The sequence below is a fragment of the Streptomyces sp. 11x1 genome, from assembly GCF_032598905.1.
Classification (GTDB): Bacteria; Actinomycetota; Actinomycetes; order Streptomycetales; family Streptomycetaceae; genus Streptomyces.
Window position 1 is genome coordinate 3,626,754 of sequence record NZ_CP122458.1, and the last position, 12,979, is coordinate 3,639,732.

At 72.3% G+C, this 12,979-nt stretch carries 13 protein-coding genes; 5 read left to right on the forward strand and 8 right to left on the reverse strand.

All coding sequences use genetic code 11. The features are described 5' to 3' along the window. Positions 1–155: 155 nt before the first annotated feature. The 3 genes from P8T65_RS15650 to sigE form a co-directional block, all read right to left on the reverse strand. Positions 156–1,793 carry a trypsin-like peptidase domain-containing protein gene (locus P8T65_RS15650; protein WP_399103100.1) on the reverse strand — a complete coding sequence of 546 codons (1,638 nt, stop codon included), beginning with the start codon at positions 1,791–1,793 and terminating at the stop codon, positions 156–158. 751 nt (positions 1,794–2,544) lie between these two features. Next, complete coding sequence (locus tag P8T65_RS15655) at positions 2,545–3,762, reverse strand: anti-sigma factor (RefSeq protein ID WP_316725979.1); 1,218 nt, start codon at positions 3,760–3,762, stop codon at positions 2,545–2,547. Beyond that, positions 3,759–4,475, reverse strand: a complete 717-nt coding sequence (sigE, locus tag P8T65_RS15660; RefSeq protein ID WP_215457232.1) for an RNA polymerase sigma factor SigE — start codon at positions 4,473–4,475, stop codon at positions 3,759–3,761. Before sigE ends, P8T65_RS15655 begins: the two co-directional genes overlap by 4 nt. A 270-nt stretch (positions 4,476–4,745) precedes the next feature. Here sigE and P8T65_RS15665 point away from each other — a divergent pair, with 270 nt between their 5' ends. After that, positions 4,746–5,447: an O-methyltransferase gene (locus tag P8T65_RS15665; protein ID WP_316731600.1), complete on the forward strand. Its 702-nt coding sequence runs from the start codon at positions 4,746–4,748 to the stop codon at positions 5,445–5,447. A gap of 111 nt (positions 5,448–5,558) precedes the next feature. Here P8T65_RS15665 and P8T65_RS15670 read toward each other — a convergent pair whose 3' ends face one another. Then, on the reverse strand, positions 5,559–5,726 hold the full coding sequence (locus P8T65_RS15670) for a DUF3117 domain-containing protein (protein ID WP_003966491.1): 168 nt from the start codon (positions 5,724–5,726) through the stop codon (positions 5,559–5,561). Between the two features lie 375 nt (positions 5,727–6,101). Here P8T65_RS15670 and P8T65_RS15675 point away from each other — a divergent pair, with 375 nt between their 5' ends. Then, entirely contained in the window at positions 6,102–6,893 is a 792-nt protein-coding gene (locus P8T65_RS15675) for an enoyl-CoA hydratase/isomerase family protein (RefSeq protein WP_184899124.1), read from the forward strand. 79 nt (positions 6,894–6,972) lie between these two features. Here P8T65_RS15675 and P8T65_RS15680 read toward each other — a convergent pair whose 3' ends face one another. Both P8T65_RS15680 and P8T65_RS15685 read right to left on the reverse strand, forming a co-directional pair. Then, entirely contained in the window at positions 6,973–7,563 is a 591-nt protein-coding gene (locus tag P8T65_RS15680) for a DNA-3-methyladenine glycosylase I (RefSeq protein WP_316725980.1), read from the reverse strand. After that, positions 7,560–7,910 (reverse strand): DivIVA domain-containing protein, encoded by a 351-nt coding sequence (locus P8T65_RS15685; protein WP_316725981.1) that lies wholly within the window; start codon positions 7,908–7,910, stop codon positions 7,560–7,562. Before P8T65_RS15685 ends, P8T65_RS15680 begins: the two co-directional genes overlap by 4 nt. Before the next feature lie 119 nt (positions 7,911–8,029). Between P8T65_RS15685 and folP the strand changes: the two genes are divergently transcribed. Next, positions 8,030–8,890, forward strand: a complete 861-nt coding sequence (folP, locus tag P8T65_RS15690; RefSeq protein WP_316725982.1) for a dihydropteroate synthase — start codon at positions 8,030–8,032, stop codon at positions 8,888–8,890. A 153-nt stretch (positions 8,891–9,043) separates the two neighbouring features. On the opposite strand, the gene P8T65_RS15695 is transcribed toward folP, so the two are convergent. Together P8T65_RS15695 and dapE are read right to left on the reverse strand one after the other, a co-directional pair. Continuing rightward, on the reverse strand, positions 9,044–9,805 hold the full coding sequence (locus P8T65_RS15695; RefSeq protein WP_316725983.1) for a TIGR00730 family Rossman fold protein: 762 nt from the start codon (positions 9,803–9,805) through the stop codon (positions 9,044–9,046). Between the two features lie 106 nt (positions 9,806–9,911). Then, positions 9,912–10,991 (reverse strand): succinyl-diaminopimelate desuccinylase, encoded by a 1,080-nt coding sequence (dapE, locus tag P8T65_RS15700; RefSeq protein ID WP_316725984.1) that lies wholly within the window; start codon positions 10,989–10,991, stop codon positions 9,912–9,914. 152 nt (positions 10,992–11,143) lie between these two features. Between dapE and P8T65_RS15705 the strand changes: the two genes are divergently transcribed. Both P8T65_RS15705 and P8T65_RS15710 read left to right on the forward strand, forming a co-directional pair. After that, positions 11,144–12,166: a heavy metal transporter gene (locus P8T65_RS15705; RefSeq protein WP_316725985.1), complete on the forward strand. Its 1,023-nt coding sequence runs from the start codon at positions 11,144–11,146 to the stop codon at positions 12,164–12,166. Positions 12,167–12,478: 312 nt separating this feature from the next. Then, complete coding sequence (locus P8T65_RS15710; RefSeq protein WP_045559111.1) at positions 12,479–12,892, forward strand: hypothetical protein; 414 nt, start codon at positions 12,479–12,481, stop codon at positions 12,890–12,892. Positions 12,893–12,979 lie beyond the last annotated feature (87 nt).

Sequence of the window (12,979 nt, forward strand, 5' to 3'; positions counted from 1 at the left end):
ACCCGGCGATGCCGTCGATCCGGTACCTTCGGGCAGCCTCCGACCACGCCCGAACGACGGGTTTTCCCAGCTGTTTGCCTGGCGGGAGAGGGTCCGGGGCCCCTCCTGTGAAGTTGCTGTCAGTGAGCCCCGCCGTCACGGCCGTCGGCACTCGCTCAGTCGCCGCCGGACGAGCCGAGGGTGAGGGTGACCGTCCGCTCCCTGCCGTCCCGCAGCAGGGTGAGCTCCAGACGGTCGCCGGGCCGGTGGGCGCGGACCTTGACGATCAGTTCGTCCCCGGAGTGGACACGCTGGCCGTCGACCTCGGTGATGACGTCGCCCGAGCGCATCCCCGCCCGGTCGGCGGGACCGCCCGAGGTCACCCCCGAACCGCCGCCGTCGCCCCCGTCACCGATACGGGCGCCGTCACCCGAGTAGTCCATGTCGAGGGTGACCCCGATCACCGGATGGGTGGCCTTGCCGGTGTTGATCAGCTCCTCGGCGACGCGCTTGCCCTGGTTGATGGGTATCGCGAAACCCAGGCCGATGGAACCGGCCTGTCCGCCGTCCGACTCGGAGCCGCTGCCGGCGGAGCGGATGGCGCTGTTGATGCCGATCACGCGGGCCTTGCCGTCGAGGAGCGGGCCTCCGGAGTTGCCGGGGTTTATCGGCGCGTCGGTCTGCAGCGCGTCCACGTACGACACATCGCTGACGTTCCCGCTCTCGCCGCCGGCCGTGATGGGCCGCTCCTTGGCGCTGATGATGCCGGAGGTGACGGTGTTGGCCAGGTCGAAGGGGGCGCCGATGGCGACGACCGGGTCGCCGACCCGGACCTCCTCCGAGTTGCCGAGGGGCAGCGGCTTGAGCCCGCTGACGCCGGAGACCTTGACCACGGCCAGGTCGTAACCGGTGTCCCGGCCGACGATGGTGGCCTTGGCGGTCTCGCCGCCGCTGAAGGTCACCGATATGTCGCCGCCGGCTCCGGCGGGGTCGACGACGTGGTTGTTGGTGAGGATGTGGCCGCGTTCGTCCAGGACGAAGCCGGTGCCGGTGCCCTGTGCGCTGTCCCCGCTCACGTGCAGGGTCACGACGCTGGGCAGGGCGCTGGCGGCGATCCCGGCGACGCTGTCGGGCGCCCGGCCCGTCACCCCGTCGCTGGTCTGCGGCAGCTCTATCGCCCCGACCCCGCCGTTGCGCTCCAGGTACGCGCCCACGACTCCGCCGACACCGCCGGCCACGACGGCGATCAGCAGGGCCCCGACCAGCAGCGTCCTGCCCCTGCGCCTGTGCCGCCGCGCCACGTCGTCCACCGCGGCCCCGTTCTGCTGCAGCGACCCCGACCCGGCCCACGGGTCGTAGTTCTGCCAGGGCCCCCGCGAGCTGTGCGTCGCGGCCTGCGGCGACTGCGCGGCTTGTGCCCCGCCCGCGTAGGGAGGCGGCACCGTCCGCGCCGAGTCGCCGAAGGGCGGCGGGCCCGGCTGGGAGGGATATGCGTAGGAGGCCCCGGGAGGCGGGGAGCTGTCGGGGTAGGGCGTCGCGGCCGACTGGGACACGTCCGGGAAGGGAGCGGCGGCGGCCGGCACGGGCGCCTCCGCGTACGAGGCCGCTGGGGCCTGGGGTGCCGCAGGCGTCGGCTGCTGAGCGGTCGCCGGTACGGCGGTGCCGTGGGCCGGTGCCGTCGGCCGGGCGTCCGCCGCGGGGGCGGAAGCCGTGCCGGAAGCGGGAGCCGTCGCCGGGTGCTGGACCGGCGGAGCGGGCGCCCACGGGCCGGGCTCGCCGTACGGCGGGGTGCCGTAGGGATCGGGGTCGTGCAGCGGTTTGGGGCGCTCAGAGGGCGCGTCAGAGGCGCTCAGGGCACCTTGCTCACCCGACGGCCGGGCATCGGCGATAGCGGTGACACCCACGACCGTGGTCGCGGAGGCGGCTGCGGCAGAGGACCCGGAGGTGTCAGAGGCTGTGCTCGCGGCACCGGCAGAGGCCACGGCACCGCCGGTACGGCCGCCCTCGGCCTCGACCGACACGCTGCCGGGCTCGGCCACCGAACCGCCCGGCCCGGTCGGCGAGTTCGTGCCGACCTCCGCGTCGCGCCCCACGCTCGTCCCGGTCGGTCGCTCCAGTTCGAAGTCGCCGTCCGTGTCGACGACCGCGGCGGCGGTCGACGTGGGGGCGGCCCCGAGCGGGGTCTCGACCGCCGGACGGGCCAGTTGGAAATCGGAGTCGGCCTCGGGCTCGATCCGGGTGTCGGGCCCGACGAGGGCCGTCGCCGTCGCCGCCGGGCGTTCCAACTCGAAGTCACCCTCGGGGTTTTCCTCACGAGCCGCGTTCGCCGTCGCCCCGATGTGGTCCCCCGCTGTCTCCGCCCCCGCGCCGTGCGCCCGGGGGCGGCTCCACCACTTCGCCTTCGTGGGCTTCCCCTCGTTCATGTTCTCCCCACACCTAGAGCCTGTCCCAAGGACCGGCCCGCCGCCCACCGTTCGCCGAGCGCCGCAGGCCGGAACCGGCCCGAGCGGACACGGCCCACTCTGGATTCAACCAGGTTCGCGGGCCGGTGCGCAGAACTCGGGGTCAGCGGAGGACGGGCGAGGTGGGTGTGGGGGACGAGGTGGTGTCGGGGGCCGTCAGCAGGCCCGGACCCGTCAGCTCGGGGGCCGGGGACCAGTCGGTCAGCTGCAGGGGCGGCGCAGCGGTGAGCGGACGTATGAGCGGTGACATGACGGCGGCACCGGCCAACACAGGGGCGGTCAGCGGGTGTACGGACCTGCGGTCCTGGCCGGCCGGAGCGGGGACCCCGGGCAGCAGGGGCGCGGAGATCTCCGTCGGGGCGACGGGCACCTGGCCCAGGGACTGCTGGCCCTGTCCGAGGAGCGGCCCGACGGTGCCCCGACGGCGCTGCGCCTCGGGCGTCGGAACCGTGCCCGAGGCCTGGGTCCGCAGCGGGGTGACATTGCTGCCGGTGCCGGAAGCGCCGCGGGCGTCGGCCGTCTCGACGGGCATGCCGTTGGTCACGCCGCCGAGGGCGATCGCGGCCAGCGACACTGCGCCCGCCGCCACGAAGGCGAACCGCATGCCGCGCGAGGCCGAACGCTCGGCCTCCTGCCGGCTCACGTCGTGGATGCGAAAGCCACGGTTGCCCAGGGCCCCTCTGTCGCTTCCGCCGTCCCGGTCGCCGCCGGTTCTCTCCGTACGGCCCGGGCGGTCGTCCGCGCCGCCGGAGAGGCCTCGTGCGCCGCCCAGGAAGCCACGGTCGCCCAGGGCCCCCCGGTCACCGAGGAAGCCACGGCCGCTCAGGAAGCCGCGGTCACCGAGGAACCCACGGCCGCCGGAGGCTCCTCGGCCGCCGCCGAGCAGTCCGCGGCCTTCCGACGGCGTCAGCGCGCCGCCGTGTGGTCCCGACGGGACGTATCCGAAGGAGTCGCCGGAGCCGAAGACCCCGAAGTCGGCGAAGTCCCGGGAGTCGGGTTCACCGAGCAGGCCCGGCCCACCGGCCGTACCTCCGAGTCTTCCGCCGAAGCCGCCGGACAGCGGTGAGCCGCCGTCACCGGCGCCGCCCGCCGGCAGCATCTGGAGGCGGGCGAGGAAGCTCTCGGAGGGAGGCGGCGGGGCGGCCTCCGCGAAGACGTTCTTCAGGCGGCGCTGTTCGTCCGCCTCCGATTTGCACTTCGCGCAGGTGGCGAGATGTGCCAGGACGCGGTCTCGCGCCTCATGACCGAGCTCTCCGTCGACCAGGGCGGAGAGACGGTCTCCCAGGTGCTGCTCGGCAGGCGTAGGACGGGATCCACTCACGCGGTCGCGCCCCCTCCTCCCAGCACGGCCACCCGGGGCACCGCGAACCCGCGGCGCTGCTCGGCCCGGGCCTCCGGGGAGCGGTGCGCGAGGGCCTTGCGGAGCTGGGAGCGGCCACGGTGGATCCGGGAGCGGACCGTGCCGAGCTTGACGCCCAGGGTCGCGGCGATCTCCTCGTACGACAGTCCTTCGATGTCGCAGAGGACGACGGCGGCGCGGAACTCGGGTGCCAGGGTGTCGAGCGCCTGCTGGACGTCGGCGTCGAAGTGCGCGTCGTTGAAGATCTGCTGCGGGGTGGGCTCACGGCTGGGCAGGCGCTCGGCCGCGTCGTCCCCGAGGGCGTCGAAGCGGATGCGCTGCTTGCGGCGGACCATGTCCAGGAAGAGGTTGGTGGTGATGCGGTGCAGCCAGCCCTCGAAGGTGCCGGGCGTGTAGGTCGAAAGGGAGCGGAAGACGCGGACGAAGACCTCCTGGGTGAGATCCTCGGCGTCGTGCTGGTTGCCGGTCAGACGGTAGGCGAGCCGGTACACGCGGCCGCTGTGGGTGCTGACGATCTCCTCCCAGGTGGGCGGAGTCCACGCCTGTGCGTGCGCGTCCGTGGTGAAGGTCGCGGTCTGTGCTCCGCCCGAGGCGGGAGCGTCGGCGTGGCTGTGGTCAGCGGTGTCGTTCACGGATTTCGGCCTACCTGCCGATCCGAGAAAGCGCCGCAGCACTCCTCCCCGATCCACAGGCGCAGCCGCACCTCCCCTGTCGGCTCTGGTGGTGTCCAGTGGAGCCCCTACCATAGCCACCTCGCCCGTTAGCTCCGGATAAGCGGATTTATAAGAAATTGATGTGCGCCGCTGTGGCTCGTCCGGCTGACGCGGCCCGTCGGGCTTGGTCAGCAGCCGCGTCGATACGCGGCCCTGCTCGTCGGATCGATCCATCCCGTGCCCCCCGTCGCGGCCCCCGTCACTCACTCATCCCTTTAAACGACCGGTCCCATCAGCAGGTTCCCGACGGCAACGGATACAGTCACGCCCAGGCAACCACGGGGACATAAGGAGAGGGTCATTACCGGCAACCGGCTGACGAGCTGGGCGTTCGCCGACGCCTTTGTCGCCGAGGACGACGCGCTGCGCTGGGCCCGGGAACGGGCCCAGGAGGCAGGGCTGCGCTCGGTGTCGCCCGGCACGGGCGCCGCGCTGCGGGTGCTCGCCGCCACCGTGGACGCGAAGGCCGTGGCGGAGATCGGGACCGGGACCGGTGTCTCCGGGATCCATCTGCTGCACGGCATGCGGCCCGACGGGGTGCTGACCACCGTGGATCCGGAGCCGGAGCACCAGCAGTTCGCCCGGCAGGCGTTCCGCGCGTCCGGCTTCGCCAGCAACCGCGCACGCTTCATCCCGGGGCACGCCCTGGACGTGCTGCCCCGGCTCGCGGACTCCGGGTACGACCTGGTCTTCTGCGACGGCGACCGGCTGGAGAGCCTCGACTACCTCGCCGAATCGTTGCGCCTGCTCAGGCCCGGTGGCCTGGTGGCGTTCGAGGGTGTGTTCGCCAGTGGCCGGACGGTGGACTCCAATCCGCAGCCCACCGAGGTCATACGACTGCGGGAGCTGTTGCGCACGGTCCGGGAGAGTTCCGAACTCGTGCCGTCCCTGCTCCCGGTGGGCGACGGCCTGCTGTGCGCGGTCAAGCGCTGAGCGGCTCCCCACAACCCGGCCGGCCCCCGAGCACGTCCCCGGTACGACAGCGCCCCGGCGCCGCCGAGGGGCGGTGCCGGGGCGACTGAAAGGGTATGGTCGCTACGCGCGTCAGCCGACGACCTTCTTGAGGGCATCACCGAGGGCGTCGGCCTCGTCAGGGGTCAGCTCGACGACGAGCCGACCGCCGCCTTCGAGCGGAACGCGCATGACGATGCCCCGCCCCTCCTTGGTCACCTCGAGCGGGCCATCGCCCGTCCGCGGCTTCATGGCCGCCATGCTCGTACCCCTTCCTGAAACCAGCTCATCGCCAAGCCGACGGCCCGGGAGGGCAGGCGCGGGCCCACCTGGGGACACGCGACACCGGCATCGAACACATTGCTTCCAGGCCATTATCCCGCATCTCATGACCCGATGACCAACATCGGTCGGCATCGCTTGGGCAACGCGCGCGAGCAAAACCACCCAATTCGGCGGTGTGACTGCGATACTGCGCCACCGCACGGTCCCGGGTGGGCGCTCGCCCATTGGTGATTCTTTGACGCAGGTCACACGTCCGGGTCCGGCCACCGCCCGTGAACTCCGCCATGCTGTGCTGTGACGAGGGCGTACCGACCAGTACGTCACCTGCCGCGACACCGGAGGGGAAACACCATGGCCGACACCGTGCTCTACGAGGTGCACGACGGACTCGCGAAGATCACGCTGAACCGCCCCGAGGCGATGAACGCGCTGAACATCGCGACGAAGGTCGCACTGCGGGAGGCCGTGGAGGAGGCCGCCGGGGACGACGCGGTGCGGGCGGTGCTGCTGACGGCCGCCGGGGAGCGGGCGTTCTGTGTGGGCCAGGACCTCAAGGAGCACATCGGGCTGCTGATCGAGGGCTCGGGGGAGGTCATGAGTACGGTCAAGGAGCACTACAACCCCGTGGTGAAGGCGCTCACGAGCATGGCGAAGCCCGTGGTGGCCGGGGTCAACGGCGTCGCGGCCGGGGCCGGTCTGGGCTTCGCGCTCGCGGCGGACTACCGGGTGGTCGCCGACACGGCCTCGTTCAACACGTCCTTCGCCGGGGTGGCGCTCACGGCCGACTCCGGGGTCTCGTGGACCCTGCCGCGGGTGATCGGCCCGGGCCGTGCAGCCGACCTGCTGCTGTTCCCGCGCAGCATCAAGGCGCAGGAGGCGTACGAGCTGGGGATCGCGAACCGGATCGTTCCGGCGGCCTCGCTGCACGCCGCCGCCGAGGAGGTGGCGCGGATGCTTGCCGGGGGGCCGACCGTGGCGTACGCGGCGATCAAGGAGGCCGTGGCGTACGGGTTCACCCACTCGCTGGCCGAGACGCTGGAGAAGGAAGACGAGCTCCAGACTCGCGCGGGGGCGTCGGAGGACCACCAGATCGCTGTGCGGGCCTTCGTGAACAAGGAAGAGCCGAAGTACTTGGGGCGGTGACGGTGCACAGGATCCTGCGGTTCCGATGTGGTTGGTCGCGCCCACGCGGCGGAGCCGCAGGTGTCACAGCCCCGCGCCCCTAGGCCGGCGCGCTTCTCGCCACACATGTCTCCAAGTGGTCGTTCACCAGGCCGCACGCCTGCATCAGGGCGTATGCCGTCGTCGGGCCCACGAAGCGGATGCCTCGTTTCTTCAGGGACTTGGACAGGGCCGTGGACTCGGGGGTGACCGCCGGGACGTCCGCGAGGGTTCGCGGGGCCGGGCGGGTCGCCGGGTCCGGGGCGTGGGACCAGATCAGCTCGTCCAGCTCGCCGGAGGTCCAGGTGGACAGTTCGCGGGCGTTGGCGATCGTCGCCTCGATCTTGGCGCGGTTGCGGATGATGCCGGGGTCGGCGAGGAGACGCTCCTGGTCGGCCTCGGTGAACAGGGCGACCGAGGCGATCTTGAAGTCGGCGAAGGCGGAACGGAAGCCCTCGCGGCGGCGCAGGATGGTGATCCAGGAGAGGCCGGACTGGAAGGCCTCCAGGCAGAGCCGCTCGTACAGCGCGTCGTCGCCGTGGACCTGGCGGCCCCACTCCTGGTCGTGGTACGCGACGTAGTCCTCGGTGGACAGGGCCCAGGGGCAGCGCGGGGCGCCGTCGGAGCCGGGCAGGGCGGTGCCGTCGCTCACCGGTGGTCGCCCTCCTCCGGCTTGTGCAGCGAGGTCGCGGTCGCCGCGCGGGCGCCCGCGAGCGCGGACTCCAGGTCGGCGATCCGGGCATCCCGCTCGGCGATCTCGGCGCTGAGGCGGCCGAGGGCGTCGTCCACGTCCACCATGCGGTAGCCGCGGACGGCGACCGGGAAGCGGAGCGCCTCGACGTCGGCGCGGTTGACCGGGCGGTCCGCCGGCAACGGGTCCTGGAGCCGCTCGCCCTGGGCCTCCGGCAGCACCGCGTTGTCGCCGCCGCCGACCACGGCGAGCGTCACCGCGGCGACCACGACGGCGAGCGCGACGACCAGGAACAAGAACATGAACATCGCTGGGTCCCCTCGAGTGTGTTCGGCTCCGATCGTGCCATGCGAGTCTGACAGTTAAGGTCGCAGGCGGTCGGGCAAGGCCGACGATCGACGGAACGTACTGGGAGAGGTCACAGCGGATGCTCAGGCTGGGCAAGCGGGAATTCGGCCCGCACGAGCCGGTGATCATGGCGATCGTGAACCGGACGCCGGACTCCTTCTACGACCAAGGGGCGACCTTCCGCGACGAGCCGGCGCTCGCGCGCGTGGAGCAGGCGGTCGCCGACGGCGCGGCCATCATCGACGTCGGCGGGGTGAAGGCCGGTCCCGGGGAGGAAGTGACCGCGGCGGAGGAGGCGCGGCGGACCGTGGGGTTCGTCGCGGAGGTGCGGCGGCGGTTCCCCGACGTGATCATCAGCGTCGACACCTGGCGGCACGAGGTCGGTGAGGCCGTGTGCGAGGCCGGGGCGGATCTGCTCAACGACGCGTGGGGCGGGGTCGATCCCCGGCTCGCGGAGGTCGCGGCGCGGTATCGGGTGGGGCTGGTGTGTACGCACGCGGGCGGGGCCCAGCCGCGTACCCGGCCGCACCGGGTCGAGTACGACGACGTGATGGCCGACGTGTTGCGGGTGACCGTGGGGCTGGCGGAGCGGGCGGTGGCCTTGGGGGTGCCCCGGGAGTCCGTGCTGATCGATCCGGGGCACGACTTCGGGAAGAACACACGGCACGGTCTGGAGGCGACTCGGCGGTTGGGGGAGATGGTCGCCACGGGGTGGCCGGTGTTGGTGTCGCTGTCCAACAAGGACTTCGTGGGGGAGACGTTGGACAAGCCGGTGAAGGAGCGGGTGGTGGGGACGTTGGCGACCACTGCCGTGTCGGCCTGGTTGGGGGCTCAGGTGTATCGGGTGCATGAGGTGGCTGAGACTCGGCAGGTGGTGGAGATGGTGGGGGCGATCGCGGGGTGGCGGGAGCCCGCCGTTGCCCGGCGGGGGCTCGCCTAGATCTTCTTTCGCCCCCGCCGCCCCTACCCGTCCCATCTCCACCCAGGGGGCTACGCGCCCCCTTCGGCCCCCGCGTCAGAGATTCGGGGCTCCGCCCCGGACCCCGTTCGCGCAGTTCCCCGCGCCCCTTATGCGCGCAGTTCCCCGCGTCCCCTAGGGGTGTCCCGCCTCCTTCGAGACCAGGGCCACCGCCTCGTCCACGTCGTCCGTCACGTGGAAGAGGGTCAGGTCCTTTGCCGCTGCCTTGCCCTGGGCGATGAGGGTGTTGGTCAGCCAGTCGACCAGGCCGCTCCAGTAGGACTCGCCGAAGAGGACGATGGGGAAGCGGGTGACCTTCTGGGTCTGGACGAGGGTGAGGGCCTCGAAGAGTTCGTCGAGGGTGCCGAGGCCACCGGGGAGGACCACGAAGCCCTGGGCGTACTTGACGAACATCATCTTCCGGACGAAGAAGTAGCGGAAGTTGAGGCCGATGTCGACGTAGGGGTTGAGGCCCTGTTCGAAGGGGAGCTCGATGCCGAGGCCGACGGAGGTGCCGCCCGCTTCGAGGGCGCCCTTGTTGGCCGCCTCCATCGCGCCCGGGCCGCCGCCGGTGATGACGGCGAAGCCTGCCTCCACCAGGCCCCGGCCGAGCCGGACGCCCGCCTCGTACTCCGGGGAGTCGGCGGGCGTGCGGGCGGAGCCGAAGACGCTGATCGCGGGCGGGAGTTCGGCGAGCGTGCCGAAGCCCTCGATGAACTCGGACTGGATGCGCAGGACCCGCCAGGGGTCGGTGTGGACCCAGTCTGAGGGGCCGCCCGCGTCCAGCAGCCGCTGGTCCGTCGTGCTCGCCTGAACCTGGCCTCGCCTGCGCAGCACCGGTCCCAGCCGCTGCTCCTCGGGTGGCTGCTTCTTGCCCTCGGGGTTGCCGGTCGCCATGTCCGCTCCCTCCGCCGTGCTGGTGGTTCACCTCAGCGTAGATCCATACGGGTTACGGACGGGGGACGTCAGCGTGTCCGCCACGCGATCCGCCGCACTGGACAGGTCACGCCGTCAGCCAGGACCTCAGGCGCTCCTCGCCGGTCAGGATCTTCGCCGTCTCGACGCGCTCGTCCCGCCGGTGCGCCAAGTGGGGGTTGCCGGGGCCGTAGTTGACGGCCGGGACGCCGAGGGCGCTGAAGCGGGAGACGTCGGTCCAGCCGTACTTGGGCTGGGCCGTGCCGCCGACGGCCTCGATGAACGCCGCGGCCGCCGGGTGGGACAGGCCGGGCAGCGCGCCGGGGCTGTGGTCGTCGACGGTGAACTCCTCGACCCCGCAGTCGGCGAAGACCTCGCGGACGTGGGCGATGGCCTCCTCCTCCGTACGGTCCGGCGCGTAGCGGAAGTTGACCGTGACCACGCAGGCGTCGGGGATGACGTTGCCGGCGACGCCGCCGGAGATGCCGACCGCGTTGAGGCCCTCGCGGTACTCCAGGCCGTCGATCACCGGGTAGCGGGGCTCGTACGACGCCAGCCTTGCCAGGATCGGGGCGGCGGCGTGGATGGCGTTGGAGCCCATCCAGCCGCGGGCGGAGTGGGCCCGCTCGCCCTTGGTCGTCAGCAGGACCCGCAGGGTGCCCTGGCAGCCGCCCTCGACCTCGCCGTCGGTGGGCTCCAGGAGGACCGCGAAATCCCCCGCCAGCCATTCGGGGTGGGCCTCGGAGACGTGCTTCAGGCCGTTGAGGTCCGCGGCGACCTCCTCGTTGTCGTAGAAGACGAACGTCAGGTCGCGGTTGGGCGCCGGGACCGTGGCCGCGATGCGCAGCTGGACCGCGACGCCGGACTTCATGTCGCAGGTGCCGCAGCCCCACAGGACGCCGTCCTCGTCGAGGCGGGAGGGGACGTTGTCCGCGATGGGCACGGTGTCGATGTGGCCGGCCAGGATCACGCGCTCGGCGCGGCCCAGGTTCGTACGGGCGACGACGTTGTTGCCGTACCGGTCGACCGTGAGGTGCGGCAGGGCGCGCAGGGCGGTCTCGATCGCGTCCGCGAGGGGCTTCTCGGTGCCGCTCTCGGAGGGGAAGTCGACGAGCTGCGCGGTCAGCCGCGCGGCGTCCAGCGTGAGGTCAATCGGGGTCTCGGCCATGTCCCCGACCCTAACGCGCCTCCGAATCCGGGCCGCCAGACGCATGGAGCCGGGCAGCCCGGCGCGTGGATCCAGTCACTTCCGCACCCCTGTTCACATCACTGTTCACAACTCCTGCACGAGTGCCATTACCGTCCAGTACCTTGGACCGCGTGTCGGAGCCGTACCCCTTCCCCCCAGGTCCCCGCCGTCGCGGCCGTCGCGTGCTGCAGTTCATGGCGGCCTTCGTCGTGCTCACCGCGATCGGGGCGTATCTCACCGTGCAGTATCTGACCGGGGGGAACGGGACCCCCCGGTGCGTGGTCGTGTCCGGGACGGACGACGGGGCGCGGTACGAGTTCACGCCCGAGCAGGCGGCCAACGCCGCGACGATCTCGGCGGTCGGCACCTCGCGCGAGCTGCCCGAGCGGGCCGTGACGATCGCGCTGGCGACCGCGCTGCAGGAGTCGAGCCTGCGCAACATCGCGCACGGCGACCGGGACTCGCTCGGCCTGTTCCAGCAGCGCCCGTCGCAGGGCTGGGGCACCGAGCAGCAGATCCAGGACCCGGTGTACGCGGCGGGTGAGTTCTACGAGCACCTCGTCAAGGTCGACGACTACGAGCGGCTGCCGCTGACCGTGGCCGCCCAGCGTGTGCAGCGCAGCGGCTACCCGGAGGCGTACGCCAAGCACGAGCCCGACGCCGCGCTGCTCGCCGCCGCGCTGACCGGGCGGTCGGCGGCCACGCTGACCTGTGAGGGGCGCCGGGACACGACCGGCACCGGCACCGCCTACACGGGCGGCCCGGACGCCGTGCGCAGCGCGCTCGCCCGGGACTTCGGGGACGAGTCGTTCGAGTCGGCCGCGGCGGTGGTGAGCTCCGAGGGCGGCGCCTCGGCCGGGGCGAGCGCGGCGCCGAGTCCGAGCGTCTCCCCCGCCGCCGGGACCGTGACCATCCCCCTCACGGACGCCGGGAACGCCGGGAACGCCGGGAACACGGACCGGACCCGGCAGCGCGGCTGGGAGCTGGCGCACTGGGCCGTGGCCAACTCCTCCCGGCTCGGCGTCGAGCGCGTCTCCTACGCGGGGCGCGAGTGGGTCGCGGAGGGCCGGGCCGGGGCGTGGCGCAAAGCCCGGGGCGCGGCGGGCGGCACGGTGGGCTCCCCCACCGAGGTCCGAATCGTCACTGGACAGTAGGCCGCACGGCTCACCCGTGCGGGGTAGGCGCGGCGCGTCGGGTGGACGGGGTGCGCGGGTTTTCTCCCGCTCACCCCTGGCGCGCGGAATGCGTTGGGAACACAGGGCCGTAAGGATTCAGCAGACGGCCGACGCAGGTGGCGTTTGTCCGACTGGATCCACATTTGATCATGCGACGCATTGCCATTTCTTTACGTCGGGGCGCCGCAACCTTCGGGGACTTCGAGCGGTAGTCACTGCGTCCGAGCCCGGAACCGTCAACTCCCGGGCGCGGTCGGACACTTCAACGTTCTCTTCCGTCAAAGGAGCACCATGTCCCTCCCCCTGACCCGCCGGATCGCCCGTGCCGCGCTGCTGACCGCAGCGGGAGCGGCCTCCGTGGTCGGTGCGGCCGGCTCCGCGAGCGCGGCGCCCGAACTCCCGGCCACCCCGAACCTCGGCGGCCTGTCCGCCGTGGACGGGGCGAACGCGGGTAGCACCGTGGACGGCGCGACGCAGAACGTCACCGGGGTCGCGAGCGACGCCGGCACCAAGGCGTCCAAGCAGACTCTGCCGACCGTGAGCAAGACCGGCGGGAAGACCGTCAAGACGACCACGCCCGTCGCGCAGAAGGCCGCCGGGGAGGCCGCGGGGTCCGCCGGCACCGTACTGGGTGACACGACCAAGACGGCGACGAAGGGCGGGCTGCCGACGGGGCAGCTGCCGGCCAAGAGCCCGCTCGGCTGACCTGCCGTACGCTGATCTGCCGTACGTCGAAGGGGCCCGGGGAGTCTCCCCGGGCCCCTTCGCACGGTGTGTCCTACGCCGGCGTGG

Excerpts from the sequence above, each read along its gene's own strand:
- P8T65_RS15670 (WP_003966491.1), bottom strand. The coding sequence starts at position 5,726 with ATGGCGGCCATGAAGCCGCGGACGGGCGATGGCCCGCTCGAGGTGACC.
- dapE (WP_316725984.1), bottom strand. The coding sequence starts at position 10,991 with ATGGCCGAGACCCCGATTGACCTCACGCTGGACGCCGCGCGGCTGACC.
- P8T65_RS15695 (WP_316725983.1), bottom strand. The coding sequence starts at position 9,805 with ATGGCGACCGGCAACCCCGAGGGCAAGAAGCAGCCACCCGAGGAGCAG.
- P8T65_RS15685 (WP_316725981.1), bottom strand. The coding sequence starts at position 7,910 with ATGTTCATGTTCTTGTTCCTGGTCGTCGCGCTCGCCGTCGTGGTCGCC.
- folP (WP_316725982.1), top strand. The coding sequence starts at position 8,030 with ATGCTCAGGCTGGGCAAGCGGGAATTCGGCCCGCACGAGCCGGTGATC.
- P8T65_RS15710 (WP_045559111.1), top strand. The coding sequence starts at position 12,479 with ATGTCCCTCCCCCTGACCCGCCGGATCGCCCGTGCCGCGCTGCTGACC.
- P8T65_RS15675 (WP_184899124.1), top strand. The coding sequence starts at position 6,102 with ATGGCCGACACCGTGCTCTACGAGGTGCACGACGGACTCGCGAAGATC.